Here is a 24190-nt window from a genome sequence, read left to right as displayed (position 1 = left end):
GTCTCTGCAATTGTGTGAAGTATCATTCGCGTAGAATTGGAATTTTAGGACGTTTGTGATGGAAGGCAAGGGCACACACTCCTACCTCCCCGATCCGCGCAATGCGGACATCCTGATCTGCGTCAATGGCGAGCATTTCGCGCGGGATGAGGCGAAGGTTAGCGTCTTCGATTCCGGCTTTATGCTGGGCGATGGCGTGTGGGAGGGGCTGCGGCTCCATCGCGGGCGGCTCGCCTTTCTCGACCAGCACTTCGACCGGCTGTGGCGCGGGGCGAAGGCGATCCATTTGGAGCTGGGCGTAACGCGCGAGGAGCTGGAAGCGCGGCTCTATGCGGTGCTCGACGCCAATGGCATGACCGGCGACGGCGTGCATATCCGCCTGATGTGCACGCGCGGCATCCGCTCGACGCCGTATCAGGACCCGCGTGTCGTCATCTCGCCCGCCACCATCGTCATCATCCCTGAATGGAAAGAGCCGTCGCCCGAAACCGCGACGCGGATGCTCGACCTGTTCACCGTCCATGTCCGGCGCGGCTATCCCGATGTGCAGGATCCGATGCTTAACTCGCATTCGAAGCTGAACTGCATCACCGCCTGCATCCAGGCGGCGCAGGCAGGCGCGGACGAGGCGCTGATGCTCGATCCGCACGGCTTTGTGGCGACCTGCAACTCGACGCATTTCTTCATCGTCAAGGATGGCGAAATCTGGACGTCGAGCGGCGACTACTGCCTCGACGGGATTACGCGCGGGACGGTGATCAGCGTGGCGCGCGAGGCGGGGATAACGGTGCGTGAACGCAACTTCTCGCTCACCCATGTCTATGGGGCGGACGAAGCGTTCACGACCGGAACCTTCGCCGGCGTGGCTCCGGTCGGGACGGTCGACGGGAGGGTGCTGGGCACGCAGCGCGGACCAATGGTGGAGCGGCTGCAGCAGCTCTACCTCGCGCGGCTCGCGAAGGATGTGGAAGGCCGCACAAGACCGTGACCATCCGCATCGCCATGTGGAGCGGGCCGCGCAATATCTCGACCGCGATGATGCGCAGCTTCGGCGCGCGGGCGGACTGTGCGGTATCCGACGAACCCTTTTACGGGGCCTTCCTGAAGGACAGCGGCGAGGACCATCCGCTGGGCGCGGAAACGATCGCCGCGATGGATTGCGATTGGCACTCGGTGCTGGCGACGCAATCGGGCGACGCTCCCGGCGTTGCACCGATTTGGTACCAGAAGCATATGCCGCACCACATGGTCGGACCGGTCTCAATCGCCGATATGCCGGGTCACCGCCACGCCTTCCTCATCCGCGCGCCGGAGCGCGTGGTGGCGAGTTACCGCAAGAAGAACGAACTGCGCCGCGCCGAAATGCTCGGCTTTGCGCAAATGCGGCGATACTTCGAGGCCGAATGCGAGCGCATCGGCCAGGTGCCACCTGTCGTCGATAGCGATGCGATCCTGCGCAACCCGGCGGGCGTGCTGGAGGCGCTGTGCGATGCGCTCGGCATCCCTTCGGACGCTGCGATGCTAAGCTGGGAAAAGGGCCCGCATCCAGAAGACGGCATATGGGGCACGCACTGGTACGACAAGGTCAATGCCTCGACAGGCTTCGGCCCCGCTCCTGCCGAATTGCCCCCGTTGGACGGCGAATATGCCCGCGTCGCCGAGCAATGCCGGGCGGATTACGAGGCGCTCGCCAAACACAGCATCGGCAGCTGAGCAGGCTCAGAGGTCAGACGGGAACAGAGATGCGCTTGCCACTGAAAACCGCTTGCCAGCTCTGCAGTTCGGACATCACGATCTCGTCCGTTGTCCGCAGCAATTCGGCAACGTCGGCATAGCTAAGCTTCTCCTTCAGCGCGTCATTGAGCAGATCAATCCTCGCGGCGACCTCGTCGAGGCGTCTTGCCGTCACTTCCGAGATATCTGCAAAACGCTCGAAGTCGCCGAAATAGCGGATCCCGGCAATCGCGCCACCGATGGTCGGAAAGGCAACGCCGGTTACGGTCAGCCACTTTCCGATCTTGGGCACATCCAGCGACATCATAAGGCCCAAAGCCTGACCGCCAGCCAGAACGAGATAGGCAGTGACAGCAATGATGGCGGCGAAGAACAGATATTCCGAGGCAAGGTCAAGCGCATGGTGCGTCCGCTTCAAGCGCGCTGCCTTGTCCTTGTGGTAATCGCGTTGCGGCACCACGTGGATATCCCGCAGCGCACCAAGCGCGCGCGACAGCCATGAATGGTCGATAATGATACCCGGCAGGCCTGCCTCACGCGTGGCATGGCGGACATACCGTTCCGGCCAATCCTCCTCTGCATCATGCGGCCATTGCCCTGCCGGCCGCGCGACACCGGCAAGCAGCATAAGCGGGCGATGGCGAAGATATTCTGCCGCCCTTCGGGTGGCAAACCAGCGACTGTGGAGATTGCGCTTGCGTGCATTTGCTGTGTTGAAAACGATCAGCAGCAGTACCAGCAACTCCGCCGCTGCGAACGGCCATTTGTGTTCGGGCGAGACCAGAGGCAGGTAAAGCAGGCCGACAATAATCGCGACGCTGCCGAGCAAAAAGTTCAGGATCATTCCCGACCGGTGCAAATCGGATAGCCGCGCCGATATCCCGTCCGTCCAGGCGAAGCGGTGGAGTATGGAAGCGCTAGTCCGGGTAACAAAATGCGGATCCGCCTTCGCAAGGTCGGTCAGGCAATGCACGACCGGACGAGCAGACCCATCGACAATCGCCGACGGTGTCTCATAGGTCTGGCGTATCGACTTCAGCCGGTTGCGTAGCCCGGTTGTTCCAAACAGTGTTTCGATCCGTCGGTAGGCGTGCTGTGGCAACGCGCTTCGGTCATGCCATTGCTCGCCAGCTAGAGCTGCGAACGGGCTGGACAACCCGCCGGAAAGCGAGCGCCGGACAATGCCGCGCAGGCGCTCTTCCCGACCCGCACGCGCCTGTTCGCAATCGATGTTCCCCAGCATCTCCGTACTGGTTAGCAGGCACCAATTTTCCGGATCGGACGGATCGATCCGCAACACCGGAACCGCTTCGTGCAAAGCCGTGCGCACAGTGTGACCGGTGCCCCCGATATTGGCGTGCGCTTGTCCATCCCAGATCGCCACCAGCAGATCGCTCTGCTCGACAATGATCCGTGACGCGACGGCATAACGCTGCGCTGTTTCGAAGAGAAAGGTGTTGGCAAGGGCGACATCGTGGGGCTTGCGAATGTGTTGGAGCAAGAGATCGGACATGGCCTTGTCCGCTTCTGCGAGCTGAAAAACCGTGGCCTGCTTCTCCAGCGCAAAAATCGGCGCCAAGGCGGCTTGCGTGCTTTCGCTAGTCCCCGGAGACCCCGCCAGCACCGCCAGCGCTTCCTCCTCCTCAAGCGGCATTGCCATCAGCGCACGATGCACGGCCGATCCGAAGGGCATGGGAACCGCCAGCTCCCAAGCCAGCTCCAGCCCAGCCTTGCCCGCCATCTGGTCTGCACCGCTGGCAAGCATCGTTGTGAGACGGCAACCACCGGACGCGCCTTCTGCTTCTGCCAAGGCATGCAGCTTGGCGAAGATATCACGCACGGTTTGCCGGAGGATAGTGTCATCTGCCGGATAGGACGCGTGTGCCGCGCGATGGCCGGTTACGCCGACGGCAAATCGCATCTGCGGAAGGGGAGGGGCTACGGTTCGGGTGATCGTTGTTTCCAAAATCGCAAAAGACTGGCGTCACTAGAAGCACACTTGCCGCGTTCAGGAAACTCCTATAGCGTCTGCGCTTTGTGGGGGAAGCAATATGAGCAGCAGTATTGGCAAGGGACAAGGCGGCCCAGCACGCGGGAACGAGGGTGATCGTCGTTTCCGGGGCAACGAGGGTGATCGCCGGACACGCGGCGGTGAACACGATCCGGAAGATCACGATCCGGAGGGCGACGAAGACCTTCCCGCTGAAAACGAACAGCCCGGCGAAAACGAACAGCCCAGCGAAGATACCGATGACGATCGTCCCATGCGTGGGAACGAGGGAGACCGGCGCATGCGCGGCAACGAAGGCGATCGCCGGATGCGCGGCAATGAGGGTGACCGCCGGTTCAGGGGAAATGAGGGCGACCGGTAGGCAATAGCCGAAGGGGGTGCTCGATTGAGCCAGAAGCGTTGGACAATTGCCTTCTCCCCGGCGGGAGATGGAGAATACCAGGTCACCGTTCGGCGATCGGGCGCTGTTCATCGCTTCAGGACCAAACTCCCGCCGGATATTTCGGATCTTTGGCAAACTCCCGCGGCCGAGGATGGCGGCACACAGCGCAGTTTCCGCAGCGCCGAACCGCAAGCGCTCTCGCCCGAACAGCGGTTCTTCCAAGCGGCTGATCTGCCGACCTTGAAAGTGATCGGAGAGCGAGTTCTCGAAACACTTTTCGACACCCGGAATGGCGCCGAGGGCCCGAAAATACTTGGCGCTCTGGAAGACCGGATCGCCGACAATGAAGGCGTGATGATCGAGTTCGATCTTTCCGAGACAGCCGAACTGTCGGCTATCCCGTGGGAAGCGGCCTACCTGCCATCGCATGACCGCTTTCTAGCGATCGGCACCACATCAAACCTCATCCGCAAGCTCGACGCCCAAAGCGATTTGCCCGCTCCCATCGAGCGTCCGATCCGCATTCTTGTGGCAGCGGCCAACCCGCGCGATGATCTGGATACCGATGTTGAAGTCGGCAATATCGAGCGTCGGATCAAGGAACTGGTGTCCGAAGGCTCCGACACGTTTGAAGTCCAGTCGCTGCCTGCCGCAACGCGCGAGGAATTCCGGCGCAAGGTTTTGGGCTGGAAGCCGCATATTATTCATTACATCGGCCACAGCGCGTTCAAGGACGGGAACGGCTATCTCTATTTCGAGAGCGCGAAAGAGGGCGAATCGGACAAGGTCAGCGCGGAAACCCTGCGCAATATGCTACTCAACAATCGCCCGTGGCTGGTGGTGCTCAATTCCTGCCAGAGCGGGCAAACGTCGCGCGACGCGCCCATGGCGGGTGTTGCACAGAACCTCCTGCAGCGCCTGAATGTGCCCTTTGTGGTCGCTATGCAGCAACCCGTTTCGGACGATGCGGCGATCAATTTCAGCCAGGATTTCTACACCGCGCTCACCAATGGCGAAAGCATCGCGAGTGCCGTCACGCTCGGGCGCTGCGCAATCGCCAACGATGCCCACCCGCTGACGCAGTTGGAGCTGATTACCCCGGTGCTGTACACATCCGGCGAAACCGACCGGATCCTGTTTGCGCCGACGGCAGCTGCGCCGGTGCCGCCCGCCGATCTGGAAACCAAGAGTGCGGATGAGAAGCCGGACGAAGAGAAAAAGGGCGGTTTCCTCGGCATTATGGACGAGAAAACCGCGCAATTGGCGCGCATCGCCACATCGCTTACGGTGGTTGCCGGTGCTTTGGTCGGCGCATACAATTTCATTCCGTGGGGACAGGACGAGGTTGAAATTGTCGGCCAGCAAGATCCGAACGCCGGACAGAACGGTAACGGGGAGCCAACTGACGGGCCGGTCACGCCAACGCCGGAGGAAACCGGTTCAACCGGCGAGCAGGATACGCCCGATGCGCAGCCAACAACGCCTGATGCACAGCCGACACGGCCTGATGCGCAGCCGACGAGGATCGTAACGCAAGGTCAGGGCGGGACCCAAACCGGGCAACCGGTGAGGCAGGCGCGCCAGCAGTCCGCTCCTGTGAGAGTACGGCGCGTGGACGCGGCAATCCCGGCACCCGATCCGCTGGTTCCGCCTCCACCTCCGCCGCCGCCGCCGCCTTTCCCCGAGGGCAATGCCGAGAACCTGCCTCCGCTGGTACCGGTGGCCGGGATCGAGGTATTGGAGGATTTCACATTTCAGGAATTTGGCGCTCCGCCGCCAGTGACCGAGCTTGGAGGGGGAGAGTTCAGCTATCCGGAGCCTGCCGGCTCGCACCTTCTGTTTAACAGCGAGGAACCGCTGGTTCCGGCTTCGGACGAATCCTTCCGCAGGCCAGTCGCCATTTGTGCCGGGCTGGCGCAGACAATCTATTTCGATCTCGGAGCGAGCGAGGCACAGGGAATCGAAGCCGCCAAACTCGGCGTTCTGCCGTCGCTGCTCGCTTGCCCCGATACAATTCTGGTGGCGACCGGCTTTGCCGACCGCACCGGCGACGCTGCCGCAAATAGCGCGCTATCCGAGGAACGCGCGCTTTACGTCGCGGACGCGCTGAGGGGCAGGCAGGACAACTTCACATCGGTAAGCTGGGCAACCTATTACGGCGAGGAGCAAAATGCCGAGCCTACCGAGGACGGTGTGGCAGAGCCGGCCAATCGCCGCGTTGAAGTGTTCGTCGACTGGAACTGCTACGGACGAAGCGACTTCGAAGCGGTCATCGTGGACGGAGAGGGGGAACTTCCCGCCTCGCTTCCGGCACCCTATCCCGCAGCCAATGCCGATGGCGCGTTCCAGCCGATCCAGGTTTTGCTGATGATCGATCCGGAGACTGGCGATCTTGCTGCGGCGCGGGAGACTGTCGCCGATGCGGCTGCGCATATCATCGCGAATTGGGAAGTGCCGGCCGGTGCGGTGTTCCCGATGATCGTCGGCAACAAATGCTTGCCCGATGGCGAAACGAGCCGACTGGTTATCGACTATCCGACGCCATGATCTGGCCGGGCACGGCTATCGCTCTGTACTGAAGCCGATCCGGGTCAAAAGCGCCTGATATCTGCTTTCATCGTAAAGCGGTTCGAGCATGGGATCATTGCGCAACCAGGCAAGCCCCGAATCATTGGCGGCACGCGCAGCGTCCAACGCATCGAGCGATGCATCGATATCGCCTGCCTGCGCCAGGATCTGCGCTTGCTGGTAAAGGCTGTTCTCGCCAAACTCTTCACGCAACTGCGCCAGCGCCGCAGCGCCGCCTGCGGCATCACCGACGCGAGGCAGCGTCATCGCCAGCCCGGTCAGCTGGCCGAGTGAACTCGGCTCTGCCTGATAAAAGTCCCTCGCTGCCGCAAAATCACCCTCAAGATAGGAGATATCACCCAGCATACGGTTGAGCACGCGCATATCGGGATTGATCTCCTGCGCTGCCGCAATCGCTCTGCGAGCCTCGGCATAATTGCCTTCCGCATAATGGATCGCCGCTTCGCTGCGCAGCGCAACGGCATTGAGCGGGTCCAGCGCAATGGCCCTTGCGATGGCCTCGCGGGCCTGATCGAAATCGCCGATGCGGGCGGCGAATGTCGCGAACAGCTGGAGAATATCGGCATCACCCGCGCCCAGCGCATAGGCCTGCCGCATCGGCCCCTCGGCCCCGCCAACGTCCAGCCGTCCGTTGAAGTACACAAATCCGAGGGCAGCATGGGAGGCGGCCAGATTGGGTGCCACTTCGACCGCTCTTCGGGCCGAAGCAATGGCCTCGGCATAGGCCTCGTCCAACGGCCTGTCTCCGGCATAATTGTTCGCGATTACCGTCTGCACCCGCGAGAGCGCAGCCCATGCAGCGCCATAGTCCGGATCGAGTTCAACAGCCGTCTGGAAGAGGCGCAAGGCGGCCCGGTCGGTTTCCTCATCCAGCGCCAGATCGTAAAGCGCGCGCCCTTCAAGATAGGCGTCATAGGCCTGCGTATTGTCGGTTCCGCCAAGGCGATCGCCGAATTCGCCATTGGCAGCGGTCATCTGCAGTTGCAGCGCCGAGGCAACCTGTCCGGCGATCTCGCTCTGCACGTCGAAGATATCGTCCAGACCGCGCTCGTAGGTTTCCGACCAAATATCGAAACCGGTCGACGCATCAATCAACTGGACCGAAACCCGCACGGTATCACCCGCGCGGCGGACACTTCCGTCGAGCAGATATTGCACACCCAGAAGTGCCCCGATGTCTTCCGGATTATTGTCTCCCTGCGTCGCTTCGGCGGTTGAGGCCTGACCCATGACCTGCAGACCACCGTTCTGGCTCAAGACCTGCCGAAGCTCTTCCGAAAGGCCGGTGGAGAAATAGTCCTGGTCGGGGTCATCGCTCAGATTGGCAAATTGCAGAATGGCCAGACTGTTGCTCTGTACCGGTTGCTCATCGGAAAACTGCGAGAAGCCGAGAAAAGCGAGTCCCGCGACAATGACAGCAAGCCCCGCAATCCACAGTTTGGAACGGTTTGCGGGCGCGCTGTGAGGGGTCGAGCGATAAGCCGTTGCGACACTGGCGGCAGGTGTTGTCTGCCCAGCCGCCTTGCCCACCAATCGCCCGATCGTATCGCTGATATTGCGCACTTCGGGGGCATCAGGACGGCCATTCCAGTCGGTAAGGTCAACCGATTGGAATTGCCGGAAACCCAAAGGCGGCAGCGCGCCGTCGATACTGACGGGCACAAGGCACTGACGGTCCCGCCCCGATTGCGCCTCGTCGCGGACCCAGTGCGAATCCGACGACGTCTTGCTCCACAGCACAAGCACGGCCTTTGCCTGCTCCAGCGCGGTCTCGGTCGAGGTGGTGAAAGGCGTTCCCGCTTCCAGCATTCCGTCCCACCAGACGGAAAATCCTTGCTGTTCAAGAAATTCGATCAACCGGCGCGCATGGTGCTCGTCCACGCGGGAATAGCTGACGAACACATCTGCCGATGCGGGCTGTGCTGGATCCCCCTTTGCCATTTGTCAAAGGTTGCACTTTGCCGCGTCCCCGGCAAGCAAATTACGCGGCATTACTTGCGCGAATGAAGATGCCAGAAGCGTTCCATGTAAAGATAGGTCAGCGATGCGGTCCACCCGACCATGACAAGGCCGTTCAGGGCTTCGATCCCGCTTATCAACCGGACCGCCCCCGTGGGCACAAGATCACCGATCCCGAGAGTGGTGTAACTGGTGATCGAAAAATACACCGCATCGCCGAAACCATGCCCTGAGGGACCGTCAATAGACCCCAGGCTTGTATGGTACTCCAGCCCGTAAAAGACTGCTGCATACAGCAGGATATGGATCATGTGGGAGGTCAACGCTGCCACCAGAATGACGATAATGCGCATCCGTGGCGCAATCCGCATATGTGACAGGCGGGAGGAGGTGAGGCGCAGCACCTCGTAATGGATGGCAATTGTCAGGCCGACAAGGAGCAAGGCAAGAAGGAATGTGATCGCCATTTGCCCCCCCTTTTTCCGCAAGCCGCTTGTATCTCTGGCGGATGGGGTGGGATTCGAACCCACGAAGGGCTTGCACCCTTGCCGGTTTTCAAGACCGGTGCATTCAACCGCTCTGCCACCCATCCGAAGCGAGCGAAGAGGCAGCTAGCGATAAAGTCGCCGCTTGTCACGCTTGCATCTTGCCCGCGTCTCGACGCAAACCAGACTCGTTTCAACGCGAAGCGATAATCTGGGGATTCCCCAAAACGGCGGAACAGCATAGGGTGTCGATATGAAATCAAAACTCTTTCGCCAATTTGGCCTGTTTGTCGCTGCAACATGTCTCGCAGCGGGTTCCGCCAGCGCGCAGACCCAGTCGTTTGACGCCTATCTGGAAACCGTTGCCGCGCAGGCTCGTGCCGAAGGGGTGAGCCAGAGCACGATTGACAGCGTGTTTGCCGGCCTGACGCCAAACAACCGCGTGATCGAACTCGACCGCGACCAGCTGGTTTCCGCAGGCAGCCCGCGCACGGCCACGGGCTTCCCGTCGATGGCCAATTACCTTGGTCGCCACAACACGCAGTCGCGCATCAATGGCGGGGTGCGCACCTTGGCGCGGGTACGGCCGATCGCTTCGCAGATCGAAGCGGAATACGGCGTACCGGCCGAAATCGTCATCGCCATCTGGGGGCACGAGACGTCTTATGGCGCGGTGATGGGCAGCTTCGATTTGCCGCGCAGCCTTGCGACGCTGGCATGGGAGGGTCGCCGCCGTGATCTGTTCGAACCCGAATTGATCGCGGTGCTCAAAATGGTCGATCAGGGCGTACCGCGCAGCCGGTTGGTCGGCAGCCATGCGGGTGCTTTCGGCAATGGCCAGTTTCTGCCCAGCGTCTATCTGCGCCTCGCCGTCGATGCCGACGGGGACGGGCAGCGCGACGTGTGGAACAGCGATGCCGATACGCTCGCTTCCATCGCCAACTATTTCCGCGATGCCGGATGGCGCCCGGGTGAGCCGTGGGCGGTGCGCGCTTTCGTGCCCAATTCGGCTGATCGCAGCGGGATCGAAAGCCGTGTAACCTCGCCGGTTTGCCCGCGCGTGCACGAACGCCACAGCCGCTGGCTGACCGTGCGCGAATGGCGGGTAAGGGGCATCGAACCGCGCGCGCCCATTGGTGACGATGTGCTCGCCGCGCTGTTCGAACCCGACGGCCCGGCAGCGCCCGGTTACCTGTTAACGCAGAATTATAGGGTTATCCTCGAATATAACTGCTCGAATTACTACGCCATGAGTGTGGGGTTGCTTGCAGATGAGATCGCCCGATGAATTCCGTTTCGCCCGTCTTGCGCCAAGGATTGCGCGGGCTCCGTTAACCCTTTCGCTTGGGCTTGCGCTGGCAGCCTGCGGTGGCGGGGCAGGGCAGGCTGATCTCGCCAGCGCGGGAGATATCATCGCGCCCACCCGTGCAAACGGGCCAAGCGCGGACTTTCCGGTGGTCGTTGGTGCGCCCTATTTCGTCGGCAGCACCGAATACGAACCCGCCGATGTGCTGAATTACGATCACGTCGGCTATGCGACGATTGACGCGGGCGCGCTGGGTTATACGGGCGCGCACCACACGTTGCCGCTGCCCAGCTATGTCGAGGTGACCGCGCTTGATACCGGGCGCACCATCCTTGTCCGCGTGGAGCGGCGCGGGCCGATGACCTCTAACCATCTGGTCGCCTTGTCCCCCGCCGCCATGGCGCAGCTGGGCGCGAGCAGCGAGACGCCGGTGCGCGTGCGCCGCGCAGTGCCGCCCGAAGACCAGCGCTTCCTGCTGCGGGCAGGGCAGGCCGCACCTTTGCGGATGGACACGCCGCCATCGCTTCTCACCGTGCTGCGCCGCCGCTTGCCCGAAGATGGCGGAGCTTCGCTGCGCGCGGAAAATGCTGCCAGCCCCGCTGCGACCCCGCGTGTTCCGCAAGCGCTGCCAACGGTGGCGATTGCGCCCTCGACCGCGCAACAGACTCCGGCACCGGCTCCGGCGCCCACACCGACAGCAATACCCGTTCCAGCACCCCGTGTTCAGGATGTGCCCGCGCTCCCGCCGCTCGGCGCTAGCGTGCCAGCTCCGACTCCAGCTCCGACGGCCACTGCCGCACTGACGCCTGCGGCCGCACCCGCTCCTGCCCCTACTACCGCAGCCAACGGCGGATTCGTCGTGCAAGCGGCAGCCTTTTCTGACCGCAGTCGTGCCGACCGCGTCGCCCGCGTGATCGGCGGACAGGTCACGCAGGCCGGACGTTTCTACCGCGTGCGTACCGGCCCCTTCGCCACCCGTGGAGAAGCCGAGGCCTCGCTCGCCAATGTCCAACGTGCAGGCTATACCGACGCGCGAATCTTCACCGGCGACTAAGGCACCGCATTCCCCGCGCTGCCTGTGCCATGCAAGCGGAGCGGGCGTGAAACGGATCTGGGCGGCGATGTGGGCAGCGTGGGCGCTATGGCTCACCACGCCTGCGATCGCCAACGAAGCGCCGGTACCGGATGACATTCCGATTGCGCTGCTGGTTGACCTGTCCAACGGACAGACCCTCTATGCGCGTGAAGCGGACCGCCGCTTTGTCCCTGCCTCCGTCACCAAGGTGATGACCGCCTACACGGCGTTCGAGCTTATCGAAGCGGGCGAGCTGCGGCTCGATATGCCCTTTCTCTACAGCCAGGAACTGCAAGACGAGTGGTATAACGAAGGGAGCAATATGTTCCTTCGCGCCGGTGAACGGCCGACCGTCGCGCAACTGTTGCTTGGCGTCACAACCGTTTCGGGAAACGATGCCAGCGTGGCGCTGGCCATTGCGGCCACGGGCTCGCTTGATCAATGGCTGGCGCTGATGAACGCCAATGCGCGCGCGCTGGGGATGCGCAACACGCATTTCGGCTCGGCCAACGGCTTTCCCGACGGTGGACAGACCTACACAACCGCGCGTGATCTGGTGTTGTTAGGCCGCGCGAGCGCGATTGACCATGAAGGTCTTTACCGCCGGTTTTACGGCCATCGCGGGCTGCAGTGGGGTGGCATCGCGCAGGACAATCACGATCCGGTCACCGGCCGCGTTGCCGGGGCAGACGGGCTGAAAACGGGTTATACCAACGAAGCCGGGTTCAACTTCCTTGGTTCGGCCAAACGCGACGGTCGGCGGCTGATGATGGTGCTGGCGGGTGCACCCACCGAGCAAGTGCGCGATGAAACCGCGCGCGCGCTCCTAGAATGGGGCTTTGCCAATTTCCGCCAGCGGCAGCTATTCGCCAGCGGTGCGCGGGTCGGACTGGCGCAGGTGCAAGACGGGGAGCGGCGCGAAGTCGGACTTCGGCTGCCCGATGATTTCGCCATATCCTTGCCCGAAGGCGTCGAAGAGGGGGACTACACGATCGACATCGCCTATCGCGGGCCGATTATGGCACCCTTCGCCGAGGGAGACATCGTGGCGCGCTTGCGACTGATTATCGACGGCGAAACCGTGCTCGAAGCGCCGTTGGAGGCTGCGGAAAGTGTCAGTCAGGCCGGGCCGCTCGACCGGATTGCAAATGCCTTTGCCGGGTGGCTCGGATGAGCGGCGGGCGCTTCATCACCTTCGAAGGCGGCGAAGGCGTCGGCAAATCGACACAGGCGCGAATGCTCGCCGATGTGCTGGAGGGACGCGGGATCGACGTGCTGCTGACACGCGAGCCGGGCGGCACCAAAGGCGCCGAGGCGATCCGCGCCCTGCTGCTCGACACGCAATATGACTGGGATGCAAGCGCCGAGGCGTTGCTGTTCGCCGCTGCCCGTTCGGACCACGTCGCCCACGCCATCGGCCCCGCGCTTGATGCCGGCAAATGGGTGGTGTGCGACCGCTTCATCGATTCCTCGCGCGCCTATCAGGCCGGTGGGGACGATCTGTCCGACGATGCGATCCTTTCGCTCCACACCATCGGCTCTTACGCACTGATGCCCGATGTCACTTTTCTGCTGTATGCCGGGGGCGAGGATGTGGCGCGAAGGCTTGCCGCACGCGATGGCGATACGCGCGACAGGATCGGCGGTAAGTCGGCCGAATATCACGCAAAGGTCGCGCAACGCTTCCGCGATCTTGCAGCGATGGATCCCGAACGCTTCGTGCTGATCGACGCCAGCGGCGCTCCGGGCGAAGTGCATGACCGGATTCTGCGCGCAATGGCACCGATGTTGGGCGAGGGCGGGTGAGCCAGTCCGTAAACGACTATATCGGCCACGAAAGGGCCTGGGCCGAATGGCGGCGCGCGCTGGGCGGCGCGCGGATGCACCATGGCTGGATCTTGTCGGGACAGAAGGGCGTGGGCAAATCGGCCTTCGCACTCGCCGCCGCGCGCGAGCTGGTGGCCGAAGCAGGTGTGCCGCAACCGCAAGGTGATCATCCCGATATCCTCTACATCTCGCACCCGCCCAAGAACGATACCGAGGCGAAGAAGGCTGCCGACGGCAAGCCTTTTGAACTCGCCCGCAACATCAAGATCGACCAGATCAGGGCGCTGCAGAACCGCCTCACCACGCGCCCAACGTTGGCTTCGCGGCGCGCCGTGATTATCGATCCGGCGGACGATATGGAGCCGCCAACCGCCAACGCGCTCCTCAAAAGCCTGGAGGAGCCACCCGGCGGAACCTTCTTTCTGCTCATCGCCCACCGGATCGGGCGCTTGCTCCCCACGATCCGCTCGCGCTGCCGCGTGCTCGATTTCCCGCGCGTTTCCGATGCCGATATGGACGCCGTCCTCGCCCGCGAAGCGCCGCAAGCAAACGGCGAAGTGCGCGCTGCAGCGATTGCTGCCGCCAGCGGCTCCCCAGGTGCGGCGATTGATTTCGTCGAGCTCGATCTCGGCAAAATCCACCAGCTGATGCAGGTTTTGGTCGAGCGCGGAGACCCGGATTTTTCTCTGCGCGGCCAACTCGCTGCTGCAATGGGCGCGCGGCCCACGCGCGAAAAGCAATTCGCTGCCATAGAACTCGCCCGTGCGGTGGTCGCCGAGCGGATGGCGCGCACACCCAAGCACGCGATCCCCGCGCTCGTCGACACCCACAGCGCACTGGTGAAGCTGGCAGGGCAAGCGCCGACCGCCAATTTCGATGCCGGCCTGCTCATCATGGAGGTCGGAACGCTGCTCGCCGGTCTTGCAGGCGGGAAAGCGGCGGCCTAGGGGTTCGGCGATGGCCGATCCCTTCTATCTCACTACCGCGATTCACTATCCCAATGGCAAGCCGCATATCGGCCATGCCTATGAGACGATTGCCGCTGACGTGCTGGCGCGCTTCCACCGCCAGATGGGCCGCGACGTGCGGTTCCAGACGGGCACCGACGAGCACGGGCTGAAAATGGCGCAGAAGGCGCGCGATCTGGGTATCACGCCGCGCGAATTGGCAGACGAGATGTCCGGCCATTTCCGCAGTCTGTTCGACCAGCTCGACATTTCCTACGACCGCTTCATCCGCACCAGCGAGGACGTACACCACCGCGCCAGCCAGGCGATCTGGCAGGCGATGGAGGCGAAGGGCGACCTCTATCTCGACCGCTATGAAGGCTGGTACTCGGTGCGCGACGAAGCCTATTACGACGAGTGCGAGCTTGTAGAGGGCGAGGGGGGCGAGAAGCTCTCCCCGCAAGGCACACCTGTCGAGTGGACCGAGGAAGAAACGTGGTTCTTCCGGCTGTCGAACTATCAGGACAGGCTGCTCGCGCTCTACAACGACAATCCTGACTTCATCCGCCCGGCAAGCCGCCGCAACGAAGTGATGCGTTTTGTTGAAGGCGGATTGCGCGATCTCTCGGTCAGCCGCACCAGCTTTGACTGGGGCGTGAAGGTTCCGGGCGCGGAAAACCATGTGATGTATGTGTGGGTGGACGCGCTCACCAACTACCTCACCGGCTTGGGCTATCCCGATGAAACGCCCGATATGGCGAAGTTCTGGCCCGCCGATCTGCACCTGATCGGGAAGGACATCACCCGCTTCCACACCGTCTATTGGCCCGCCTTCCTGATGAGCGCGGATATACCGCTGCCCAAACAGGTGTTCGCGCATGGCTTCCTGCTCAATCGCGGGCAGAAAGAGAGCAAATCGCTGGGCAATGTCACTGATCCGGGCGAGCTGGCGGAGAGATATGGCGTCGATGTGCTGCGCTACTTCCTGCTGCGCGAATTCAGCTTCGGGCAGGATGGCAGCTATTCAGCAGAAGCGATTGTAAACCGGTCAAATTCGGAGCTGGCCAACAGCTTCGGTAATCTGGCGCAGCGCACGCTTTCGCTGATTTTCAAGAATTGCGAGGCGGCCCTGCCTGAAGTCCATGGGCATACCGACGAAGACAATGCGCTCTTCGCCCATGTCGACCGCGTGATCCATCAGGAAATGCCTGTTGCCTATGCCGATCTGGCCTTTGCGCAGGCGCTGGAAGCGTGGATGGGCGCAGTGTTTGCCTGCAACGCCTATATCGACACAGCCGCGCCCTGGGCGCTCAAGAAAACCGATCCGGAGCGTATGCAGACTGTGCTGGCAACGCTTTACATCTGCATCGCCCAGCTTGCGGTGGCGGTCGTGCCGGTCATGCCCGGTTCGATGGCCAAACTGCTCGGCGCGATGGGGATTGGCGAGGATCTGCGCAGCCCCGAGGCGATCCGGTCGCACTGGTATTCGCCGCTCGCGGAAGGCGGTTTCCGCCTCGAACAGCCGCAAGGCCTATTCCCCCGTCTCGAAATGCCCGAACCCGAAGGCGAGGGCGCGTAGTGCTGATCGATAGCCACTGCCATCTTGTCTACGAAGGCCTTGTCGAACGGCAGGCCGAAGTGCTCGCCAATGCCCGTGCGGCAGGCGTCGACGGCTTCCTCAACATCTCGACTCGCGAACGCGAATGGGACGATGTGGTCGCGGTTGCCGAGCGCGAACCCGATGTATGGGCGACCGTGGGCATCCACCCGCACGAGGCCGACCAGCACGCCGATCTGGGCCGCGAGAAGCTGCTTGCGGCGAGCACACATCCGCGGGTGATCGGCCTCGGCGAAAGCGGGCTCGATTACTACTATGACAAGTCCGACCGTCAGGTTCAGCGCGATCTCTTCCGGATGCATATCGGCGTGGCGCGCGAAACCGGCTTGCCGCTGGTGATCCACACGCGCGATGCGGATGAGGACACGGCGGATATCCTCGCAGACGAGATGGGGAGGGGGACCTTCCCTGCCCTCATCCACTGCTTCACCGCCTCCCCCGAATTTGGCCACCGCGTACTGGAGATGGGCCTCACCATCTCTTTATCGGGTATTGTCACTTTCAAGAACGCCGCCGAACTGCAGGAATTTGCGAAAGAAATTCCCGCTGAGCGCCTGCTGGTAGAAACCGACAGCCCGTTCCTGGCGCCCGTGCCGCATCGCGGCAAGAAATGCGAGCCGGCCTTTGTCCGCAACACCGCCGAATTCGTCGCCGAGTTGCGCGGTGTACGTGTCGAAGAGCTGGCCGAGACCACCACCGCCAATTTTTTCGCGCTGTTCACCAAGGCCCAGCGGAAGACTGCTTCGTGAAGCTAATCGTACTCGGCTGCGGAACCTCGACCGGAGTTCCCCGCATCGGCAATGATTGGGGCGAATGTGACCCGAAGGAACCGAAGAACCGCCGCAGCCGTGTCTCGATCATCGTCGAGAACAAAGCCGGTGCGCGGTTGCTGGTCGATACATCGCCCGATCTGCGCAACCAGTTGCTCAGCAATGCGATTGCCAAGATCGACGCAGTGTTCTGGACGCATGACCATGCCGACCATTGCCACGGCATTGACGATTTGCGGCCTTTCCGCTTCGGCAGAACCTCGGGCGTGCCCGGTTTTGCCTCCGAATTTACCGCAGGTCGGCTCCGGCGACGGTTCGACTATGTGTTTGAGGGACAGAACGGCTACCCGTCCATCGTCGAGCTTAACACGCTGGAAAATATACGGATTTTCGCAGGCTTCGGTGTCGAGCATATGGAAATGCCGCACGGGCCGATCACCACGACTGCCTATCGTTTTGAATGTGACGGTAAATCAATTGGATATGCAACAGACTTCAGTCATTTGACGAAGGAAATGATCGCCTTTTTCGAGCGCGTCGACATCCTTGTGACCGACTGCCTGCGACGCGAAAAGCATCCGACGCACGCCAATCTCGAAATGGCGCTGGAATTTGCCAAGAAATGCAAAGCCGGAAAGACTGTGCTGTCACATCTGGACAAGAGCATGGATTATGCGACTTTGCAGGCCGAAGTGCCAGGCAATGTTCTGGTCGGCTATGACGGAATGGAGCTCACCGCATGAATGGAGCGCATTGGGTATCGATCGTCGCGCTGGTCGGCTGGCTGGTGCTCGCGGCGGGCGCGTATCGTTCTTACCAGATCGACACCAGCCAAACGATCCGCATGGCGCTGATCTGGGCAGCGATATTTGTGGGCGTGGCGTTCGTTTTCAGCGTGATAGCCTGAGAGGGGGCCTGTTCACCGCCATGCCCCATTCTTTACATAATATATATTATCATTCCAATATACGCACTTAGATGAACCAATCTCAACCGCTCCCCTATCATGTCTGACCAGCTCAACCGTCTGCTATCCATCATGGCGCGCCTGCGCGATCCCGAGCGCGGATGCGAATGGGATGTCGCGCAGGATTTTGCGACCATCGCTCCATATACGATCGAGGAAGCCTACGAAGTTGCCGACGCCATCGAGCGCGGCGATATGGACGATCTGCGCGGCGAGCTTGGTGATTTGCTGCTGCAAGTCGTCTTTCACGCGCAAATGGCCAAGGAAGCCGGTCACTTCTCGTTTGAAGACGTTGCGCGCGCCATTTCGGACAAGATGGAGGCACGCCATCCACATATCTTCGGCGACGAAAGCGGTATGATGGACAGTGCGCGATGGGAAGACATCAAGGCGGCCGAACGCGTGTCAGGCGGAGCTGACAGCGCAATGGACGGCGTCGCCCGCGCGTTACCGGCGCTGATGCGCGCGCAGAAGCTGCAAAAGCGCGCTGCGCGTGTCGGCTTCGACTGGCCTGACACCGAAGGCCCTGCGGCCAAAGTCGCCGAAGAAGTCCAAGAGCTCCGCGAAGCCGCGCCGGAGAAGCGGTTCGAGGAAGCGGGCGACCTGCTGTTTGCTGCGGTCAATCTGGTGCGCGCCTATGGCATTGCGCCCGAAGACGCCTTGCGCGCCGCCAACAGCAAGTTCGAGCGCCGCTTCCGCGCGATGGAGCATTTGGCGGACGGCAAATTCGCTGATATCGATCTCGACGCGCAGGAAGCGCTTTGGCAGCGCGTCAAAGCGTCGGAAGACTAGTCGCCAAGCGACTCAAATCGCCCGAATTCCTTATCGGTCAGGCGCACCACTAGGCGTCGCTGCGGCCCGCCCTGGCCCTCGCCCGCATCGTCATCAGCAAGCACTTCGCCATGCGCGTGGAGCCAGGCAAGCCGTGCGCCATCGCTGGCTGGAAGTGTCAACGTATAGGTTTGCGCGCCTTTGGTCAGCACCGCGCCCAGATATTCGGCGAGCGCGCCAACGCCTTCGCCTGAAGCAGCGGAAATCGGGACAACGGCATCATCTGTCGCGGCCCGTCCGCCCAACTCCTCGCGCGCTTCGGCATCAAGCAAGTCCCACTTGTTCCACACCTCGATCACCGGCGCGTCGATGCCCTCCCCCGCCTCATCGACCACGCCGAGATCGGCGAGGACGGAGAGCACTTCGCGCTTCTGCTGCGCGGTATCGGGATTGGCGATATCGCGAACGTGCAGCACGATATCGGCGGCAGTGACTTCCTCCAGCGTCGCACGGAAGGCAGCGACGAGCTGCGTCGGCAAATCGCTGATAAAGCCCACCGTATCGGACAGGATCGCCTTTTCAACACCCGGCAGGCTGATCGCCCGCATAGTTGGGTCGAGTGTCGCAAAAAGCAAGTCTTCCGCCATGACGTCAGCCCCGGTCATGCGATTGAAAAGTGTCGACTTTCCGGCATTTGTATAGCCGACCAGCGCGATGACCGGCCACGGTGCCCTACCCCGCCGCTTGCGATGCAGCGCACGGGTCTTGCGCACCTGCTCCAGTTCGCGGCGCAATTTCGCCATCCGGTCGCGGATCAATCGCCGGTCGGCTTCGATCTGTGTCTCGCCCGGGCCGCCGAGGAAGCCGAAGCCGCCGCGCTGGCGTTCAAGGTGCGTCCAGCTGCGCACCAGACGGCTCGCCTGGTAATCGAGATGCGCGAGTTCGACCTGCAGTCGCCCTTCCGCCGTGGCGGCGCGCTCGCCGAAAATCTCCAGGATCAGTCCGGTCCGGTCGATCACCTTGCGCTTGATCTTGTCTTCCAGATTGCGCTGCTGGATTGGCGTCAACGCGCCGTCAACAATGACCAGCTCCGCTTCATGCAACTCGCAATCGGCGGCAATGCGCTGCACCTGCCCTTCCCCGAACAGCGTATTGGGGCGCATATCGCGCACGGTGATTGCATAGGCTTCAGCCACCACAATGCCGATAGCAAGCGCCAGCCCCTTGGCTTCCTCCAGCCGCGCAGCAGGATCCTCGCCGACCCTGTAGCCGCGCATTTCCGGACACACGATCAGCGCCCGCGCGCCGCGGGTTACTTCGCCATCAAAGTCGTCATCAACTATCAGAATGTGGCGCCTCAGCTCTCGCCATCGCCGTCATCGATGCCATCGCCGGAGAGATCGACATGGCTCGCGGGCTGGATGGTGGACACGGCATGCTTGTAGGCGAGTTGGACATAGCCTTCGCGCTCCAGCAGCATGCAGAACAGGTCATAAGCCGCGATGCGCCCTTGCAGCATAACGCCATTAACGAGGAACATCGTCACCTGCACCGCCGAATCACGCACGCGGCTTAGAAAAATATCCTGCAAAAGCCGCTGCTTGCGCTGGCTTTCTGTAACCGTATCAAAGCTGTCCGCATCGACCGGATTGCCCGGCATAATGGTAGAAATGGCGTGCTTGTAGACCAGTTGCGACTGCCCATCCCGGCGCAGCAGGATCGAAAAATTGTCGAACCACGTCACAATGCCTTGCAGCTTCACGCCTTTGACCAGAAACATGGTCACCGGAATTTTCTCGCGGCGCAGGTGGTTGAGGAACAAGTCCTGCAAGTTTCCGCCCTTGGCTGCCGGTGCTCCGCCGGTATTTGTATCACCCGAAATGTCTTCGTCCTTTTCGGCCTGCGGTCGCGGACGGGCCGACAATGTGCCCTTAGCCATGGTTAGCTCCATCGTTCTTGGCGACGCTTTCGCATCACAGTCTGGCCGCAAAGCGACCGGCAATTACCGATGAGATAGGCAGACCCGGCGTTACGTCAATTGTAAAGTTAGCAACGTCTTATGAAATCTTGGCGAAACAATCGACTTTTGCGATTCTAGTCGCGCTCGCCCTCATCATTGCGTTCGTTCATCCCCAGCAGCTTCAGTTTCCGGTGCAAAGCCGACCGCTCCATGCCGATAAAGCCGGCGGTCTTGGAGATGTTGCCCGAGAAGCGGCGGATCTGGATACGCAGATATTCACGCTCAAAGCTCTCGCGCGCTTCGCGCAGCGGAACGCCCATAAGATTGGACATACCCGCACCGGTGTCTGACGAACCGCCAATCAGTTCCTCTGGCAACATATCGGGCGCGATCTCTTCGAATTCCTCGCGCGGGGCGAGGATCACGGTCCGCTCGATCACATTACGGAACTGGCGCACATTCCCGGGCCAATCATACGCCTGCAGGGCCGCCATCGCCTCCGGCGTTATGCGGGGCGGTTTCAGGCCCTGTTCGCGGGCATAGCGGGTGAAGAAGTGTTCGGCCAATGCAGGAATATCGTCACGCCGGTCTGCCAGCGGAGGGATTTCGATCGGCACGACGTTGAGCCGGTAAAACAGGTCTTCACGGAACCGCCCTTCGGCGATTTCGGCCAGCAAGTCCTTGGCGGTGGAACTGACGACGCGGACATCCACGCCCACTTGCCGCGTGCCGCCAACACGCATGAAGCTTTGTTCGGTCAGCACACGCAGAATACGCGCCTGCGAGCTTTCCGGCATATCGGCGACTTCATCGAGATAGAGCGTGCCGCCATCGGCCATTTCGAGCAGGCCCGGCCGCACCAGCTTACCGTCCGCTTCCTCGCCGAACAGTTCGTGTTCGAACCGTTCCGGGGTAATGCGCGCGGAATTTACCGTGACAAACGCCTTGTCGGCACGCGGGCTCCAGGTGTGGAGAAGGCGCGCAGCTACTTCCTTGCCCGCCCCCGCCGGCCCGCTGACAAACACACGGCTGCCGGTATTGGCCACCCGCTTTAGAGTAGCGCGCACCTGATTGATGACCGAGGAATTGCCTGTGAATTCGTCGGATGCCGACATGCCTTCACGCAGCCGCGCATTTTCCCGCCGCAGCCGTTCGGTCTCGGTCGCGCGTTCGACCAGATGCAACAGCCTGCTCGCCTCGAAAGGCTTTTCGATGAAATCCATCGCCCCGCGGCTGACCGCCGACACGGCGGTGTCGATATTGCCATGGCCAGAGAAAATGATGACCGGCAGGCCGGGCTCGCGCGCCTTGATCGCGTCGAGCACTTCGAGCCCGTCACGCGGGCTGCCATGGAGCCACACGTCGAGCAGCACGAGGCTGGGCCGGCGTTCGTCCACCATCGCAATTGCCCGCTCGCTGTCGCCAGCGGTGCGGCATTCATAGCCCTCATCGCTCAGCACGCCGGCCACCAGATCGCGGATGTCGCGTTCGTCATCAACCACCAGGATGTCGAGAGCCATTCAATTAGTCCTTTTACGCATCATGCTTGCCCCTCGGCAGGTTCGGTATGTGCCGACGGATCGATGGCGAACCGCAGGGTTGCCTGTGTGCCGCCTCCGGTGGCGGGGGCGAAACTGATTTCGCCGCCATGTTCCTCGACAATCTTCTTCACAATGGCGAGGCCGAGGCCGGTGCCCTTCTCGCGCGTCGTGACATAGGGTTCGAGGACGTTCACCCCGCCCTGCGGCAGGCCGATGCCGTTATCGGTAATCATTACGATCACCGCCTCATCGGTACTGCCCATTTCCACCACGATACGCCCGCGCCAATCGAGATCAGCTGCTTCCTCGCGCGCTTTGGTATCAACCGCTTCGGCAGCGTTTTTGAGCACATTGGTCATCGCCTGCCCCAACTGGTGCCGGTCACACGCGATCAGCGGAATGTCATCCTCCGCGGCGAAGCCATAGGCGATTTGCGGATTGGCGACTTCCTGCAGGAACAGTGCCTGCCGCACGAGATCGACCGCATCCTCCTGCCGGAAAATCGGCTTGGGCAAGCGCGCGAAGTTGGAGAATTCATCGACCATTTTGCGCAAATCGCCGACTTGCCGGATGATCGTTCCGGTCAGTTCGTCAAACAGTTCGCTGTCACTCTCGATCTGGCGGCCATAGCGGCGCTTGAGGCGCTCCGTTGCCAGCTGGATCGGCGTAAGCGGGTTCTTGATTTCATGCGCGATCCGCCGTGCCACGTCCGACCACGCAGCCTGCCGCTGGTCGACCAGTTGGCGGGTGATGTCTTCAAAGGTCAGCACCATGCCTTCGCTGGCGGGGGAAAGCTGGACGGCGAAAGTGAACGGCTCCCCGCCTCGCTGGAACTGCACAATCTCGCTCGCCGAGCCTTCGCGCACCATGGCGTCGAATTGCGGGACGATTTCACTAAGCTTTTGCCCGACCACATCGCCCTCGGCATTGTCCAGCAACAACCGCCGGGCGGAGCTGTTCATCAGCAGAATGTTTCCCTCGGCATCGAGCGAGATGATGCCCGCGGTGATCGATTCCATCACCGTTTCCATAAAGGCCCGGCGCTCTGCCAATTGGTGGTTCGCACCGAGCAGGGCATCGGTCTGCCGCTCGATCTGCGAGGTCATGCGGTTGAACGCGCGGTTGAGCAGCCCGATCTCGTCAGGGCCGGTGCGACCCGAAACGCGCATGGCGTAATTGCCCGCCCCGATCTCGCCTGCGGCATCGGCCAATTCGGCCAAAGGCTTCACTTGGCGGTCAGCAAATCGCAACGCGGCGAAAACTGAGATTCCGACCAAAGCCAGCGAAACAAGGAACAGCGCTACGTTGAATTGTAACTGCAAAACGCGGGCGCGCTGGTTCAATTCTCCATAGGAACTGACCACATTTTGCGCTTGTCGATAGAGCTGAGCTGCCTCCGGCTGCGCATCTCGGGCCACGTAAAAATAGGCATCGGATTCACGATCTAGCAGCGCAATCCCTTCCACCCGCTCCTCGGAGCTGCGGGCGACAAATTCGCCCCCTGCGTCGAGTTGCGCCATATCTTCGACCGATATTCTCAATCGCTGCCGATCAGCCAGCGGATCTTGCAAATAGACGAGCCGCGCATCGCCTTCATCAGAACGGCGGTAAATGCCGCCCTCGCTGAGCTTACGAACGAGAAGTTGTTGCAGGAACTGGTCGTTAAACTCCGGGCTGGAGACGGGTAATCGCTCGAGCACGAAGCGCATATCGCTCGCCATGGCGACCGCTTCGAGGCCCACCGCGCGCTGGTTCTCATCGTAATAGCCCTCGGCCAGCTCATTGGCGTTTTCCATGATTCCGCGGGAATCGTCGGAGAACCAGAACTCCACGCCCGACTGGAACAGCACGGATGCGAATGCCGCGACAAACAGTGTCGGAATGGCTGCGATCAGCGAGAAGAAGAACACCAGATTTACGTGAAGACGCGCGGTCGTTCCCCCTGCCCTGCGGATGGCAATGCGTCTGCCCCACAGTACGACGATACCAAGCGCCGGAATCAGCGTTCCCAAGAGCAGCGCCGCCGCTTGCTCGGATGGCATCAGATCATTGCTGTTCGCACGCGCTGCGACAGCGACCCATGCGGTGACCAGCATTCCGATCAGCGTGACACCGGCAAGGATCTCCAGCCACAGGAACAGGTTCATCCGGCGCGCAAGCACCTGCGCACGCCGCCACCAGCGTGAGCGTTTGCCTGCGGACGTGTCCGCTCCGGAAAGAGAGGTGGATGCCACGTTGCAGACTTACA

21 protein-coding genes and 1 tRNA gene are annotated in these 24190 nt (G+C 61.8%); 14 read left to right on the top strand and 8 right to left on the bottom strand.

Going from position 1 to position 24190, the window contains the following annotated elements:
- The first annotated feature begins 58 nt into the window (after positions 1 to 58).
- Entirely contained in the window at positions 59 to 988 is a 930-nt protein-coding gene (locus ACS0VV_RS05885) for an aminotransferase class IV (protein ID WP_483531793.1), read from the top strand.
- Positions 985 to 1713 carry a sulfotransferase-like domain-containing protein gene (locus ACS0VV_RS05880; RefSeq protein WP_483531792.1) on the top strand — a complete coding sequence of 243 codons (729 nt, stop codon included), beginning with the start codon at positions 985 to 987 and terminating at the stop codon, positions 1711 to 1713. The genes ACS0VV_RS05885 and ACS0VV_RS05880 overlap by 4 nt, the downstream gene beginning before the upstream one ends.
- A 13-nt stretch (positions 1714 to 1726) precedes the next feature.
- Here ACS0VV_RS05880 and ACS0VV_RS05875 read toward each other — a convergent pair whose 3' ends face one another.
- On the bottom strand, positions 1727 to 3655 hold the full coding sequence (locus ACS0VV_RS05875; RefSeq protein WP_483531791.1) for a hypothetical protein: 1929 nt from the start codon (positions 3653 to 3655) through the stop codon (positions 1727 to 1729).
- 130 nt (positions 3656 to 3785) lie between these two features.
- Between ACS0VV_RS05875 and ACS0VV_RS05870 the strand changes: the two genes are divergently transcribed.
- Both ACS0VV_RS05870 and ACS0VV_RS05865 read left to right on the top strand, forming a co-directional pair.
- The gene (locus ACS0VV_RS05870; protein WP_483531790.1) at positions 3786 to 4106 is read left to right on the top strand and encodes a hypothetical protein; all 321 of its coding nucleotides are present in this window, start codon (positions 3786 to 3788) and stop codon (positions 4104 to 4106) included.
- Between the two features lie 24 nt (positions 4107 to 4130).
- Complete coding sequence (locus ACS0VV_RS05865; protein ID WP_483531789.1) at positions 4131 to 6674, top strand: CHAT domain-containing protein; 2544 nt, start codon at positions 4131 to 4133, stop codon at positions 6672 to 6674.
- Positions 6675 to 6689: 15 nt separating this feature from the next.
- Here ACS0VV_RS05865 and ACS0VV_RS05860 read toward each other — a convergent pair whose 3' ends face one another.
- From ACS0VV_RS05860 to ACS0VV_RS05850, 3 genes are all read right to left on the bottom strand, one after another.
- Entirely contained in the window at positions 6690 to 8657 is a 1968-nt protein-coding gene (locus tag ACS0VV_RS05860) for a TIR domain-containing protein (RefSeq protein WP_483531788.1), read from the bottom strand.
- A gap of 50 nt (positions 8658 to 8707) precedes the next feature.
- Positions 8708 to 9142, bottom strand: a complete 435-nt coding sequence (locus tag ACS0VV_RS05855) for a potassium channel family protein (protein WP_483531787.1) — start codon at positions 9140 to 9142, stop codon at positions 8708 to 8710.
- A 35-nt stretch (positions 9143 to 9177) separates the two neighbouring features.
- A tRNA-Ser gene (locus ACS0VV_RS05850) sits at positions 9178 to 9267 on the bottom strand.
- 146 nt (positions 9268 to 9413) lie between these two features.
- Between ACS0VV_RS05850 and ACS0VV_RS05845 the strand changes: the two genes are divergently transcribed.
- The 10 genes from ACS0VV_RS05845 to mazG all read left to right on the top strand — a co-directional run bounded on the left by ACS0VV_RS05845 (position 9414) and on the right by mazG (position 18462).
- Positions 9414 to 10448, top strand: coding sequence for a lytic murein transglycosylase (locus ACS0VV_RS05845; RefSeq protein ID WP_483531786.1), 1035 nt, complete (start codon positions 9414 to 9416; stop codon positions 10446 to 10448).
- Positions 10432 to 11520, top strand: coding sequence for an SPOR domain-containing protein (locus tag ACS0VV_RS05840; RefSeq protein WP_483531785.1), 1089 nt, complete (start codon positions 10432 to 10434; stop codon positions 11518 to 11520). Before ACS0VV_RS05845 ends, ACS0VV_RS05840 begins: the two co-directional genes overlap by 17 nt.
- Positions 11521 to 11566: 46 nt before the next feature.
- A complete protein-coding gene (locus ACS0VV_RS05835; RefSeq protein WP_483531784.1) occupies positions 11567 to 12715 on the top strand; it encodes a D-alanyl-D-alanine carboxypeptidase family protein in 1149 nt (382 codons plus the stop codon).
- Entirely contained in the window at positions 12712 to 13347 is a 636-nt protein-coding gene (gene tmk, locus ACS0VV_RS05830; RefSeq protein ID WP_483531783.1) for a dTMP kinase, read from the top strand. The genes ACS0VV_RS05835 and tmk overlap by 4 nt, the downstream gene beginning before the upstream one ends.
- Positions 13344 to 14315, top strand: coding sequence for a DNA polymerase III subunit delta' (locus ACS0VV_RS05825; RefSeq protein ID WP_483531782.1), 972 nt, complete (start codon positions 13344 to 13346; stop codon positions 14313 to 14315). The genes tmk and ACS0VV_RS05825 overlap by 4 nt, the downstream gene beginning before the upstream one ends.
- Before the next feature lie 10 nt (positions 14316 to 14325).
- Positions 14326 to 15894: a methionine--tRNA ligase gene (gene metG / locus ACS0VV_RS05820; protein WP_483531781.1), complete on the top strand. Its 1569-nt coding sequence runs from the start codon at positions 14326 to 14328 to the stop codon at positions 15892 to 15894.
- Positions 15894 to 16682: a TatD family hydrolase gene (locus tag ACS0VV_RS05815; protein WP_483531780.1), complete on the top strand. Its 789-nt coding sequence runs from the start codon at positions 15894 to 15896 to the stop codon at positions 16680 to 16682. The genes metG and ACS0VV_RS05815 overlap by 1 nt, the downstream gene beginning before the upstream one ends.
- Positions 16679 to 17446, top strand: coding sequence for an MBL fold metallo-hydrolase (locus ACS0VV_RS05810; protein WP_483531779.1), 768 nt, complete (start codon positions 16679 to 16681; stop codon positions 17444 to 17446). Before ACS0VV_RS05815 ends, ACS0VV_RS05810 begins: the two co-directional genes overlap by 4 nt.
- Positions 17443 to 17610, top strand: coding sequence for a hypothetical protein (locus ACS0VV_RS05805; RefSeq protein WP_483531778.1), 168 nt, complete (start codon positions 17443 to 17445; stop codon positions 17608 to 17610). Before ACS0VV_RS05810 ends, ACS0VV_RS05805 begins: the two co-directional genes overlap by 4 nt.
- A gap of 99 nt (positions 17611 to 17709) precedes the next feature.
- Positions 17710 to 18462 (top strand): nucleoside triphosphate pyrophosphohydrolase, encoded by a 753-nt coding sequence (gene mazG / locus ACS0VV_RS05800; protein ID WP_483531777.1) that lies wholly within the window; start codon positions 17710 to 17712, stop codon positions 18460 to 18462.
- Here the strand turns inward: mazG and hflX are convergent.
- The 4 genes from hflX to ACS0VV_RS05780 form a co-directional block, all read right to left on the bottom strand.
- Entirely contained in the window at positions 18459 to 19718 is a 1260-nt protein-coding gene (hflX, locus tag ACS0VV_RS05795) for a GTPase HflX (RefSeq protein WP_483531776.1), read from the bottom strand. The two genes, mazG and hflX, sit on opposite strands and share 4 nt — an antisense overlap.
- Positions 19719 to 19798: 80 nt before the next feature.
- On the bottom strand, positions 19799 to 20380 hold the full coding sequence (gene hfq / locus ACS0VV_RS05790; protein ID WP_483531775.1) for an RNA chaperone Hfq: 582 nt from the start codon (positions 20378 to 20380) through the stop codon (positions 19799 to 19801).
- Positions 20381 to 20535: 155 nt separating this feature from the next.
- On the bottom strand, positions 20536 to 21921 hold the full coding sequence (gene ntrX / locus ACS0VV_RS05785) for a nitrogen assimilation response regulator NtrX (RefSeq protein WP_483531774.1): 1386 nt from the start codon (positions 21919 to 21921) through the stop codon (positions 20536 to 20538).
- Positions 21922 to 21941: 20 nt separating this feature from the next.
- Positions 21942 to 24176, bottom strand: a complete 2235-nt coding sequence (locus ACS0VV_RS05780) for a sensor histidine kinase (RefSeq protein WP_483531773.1) — start codon at positions 24174 to 24176, stop codon at positions 21942 to 21944.
- Positions 24177 to 24190: the final 14 nt, after the last annotated feature.

This window comes from Aurantiacibacter sp. KMU-128 (assembly GCF_056933515.1).
The sequence above is the reverse complement of the archived record's forward strand: the minus strand, read 5'-3'. Positions and strand labels throughout refer to the sequence as shown.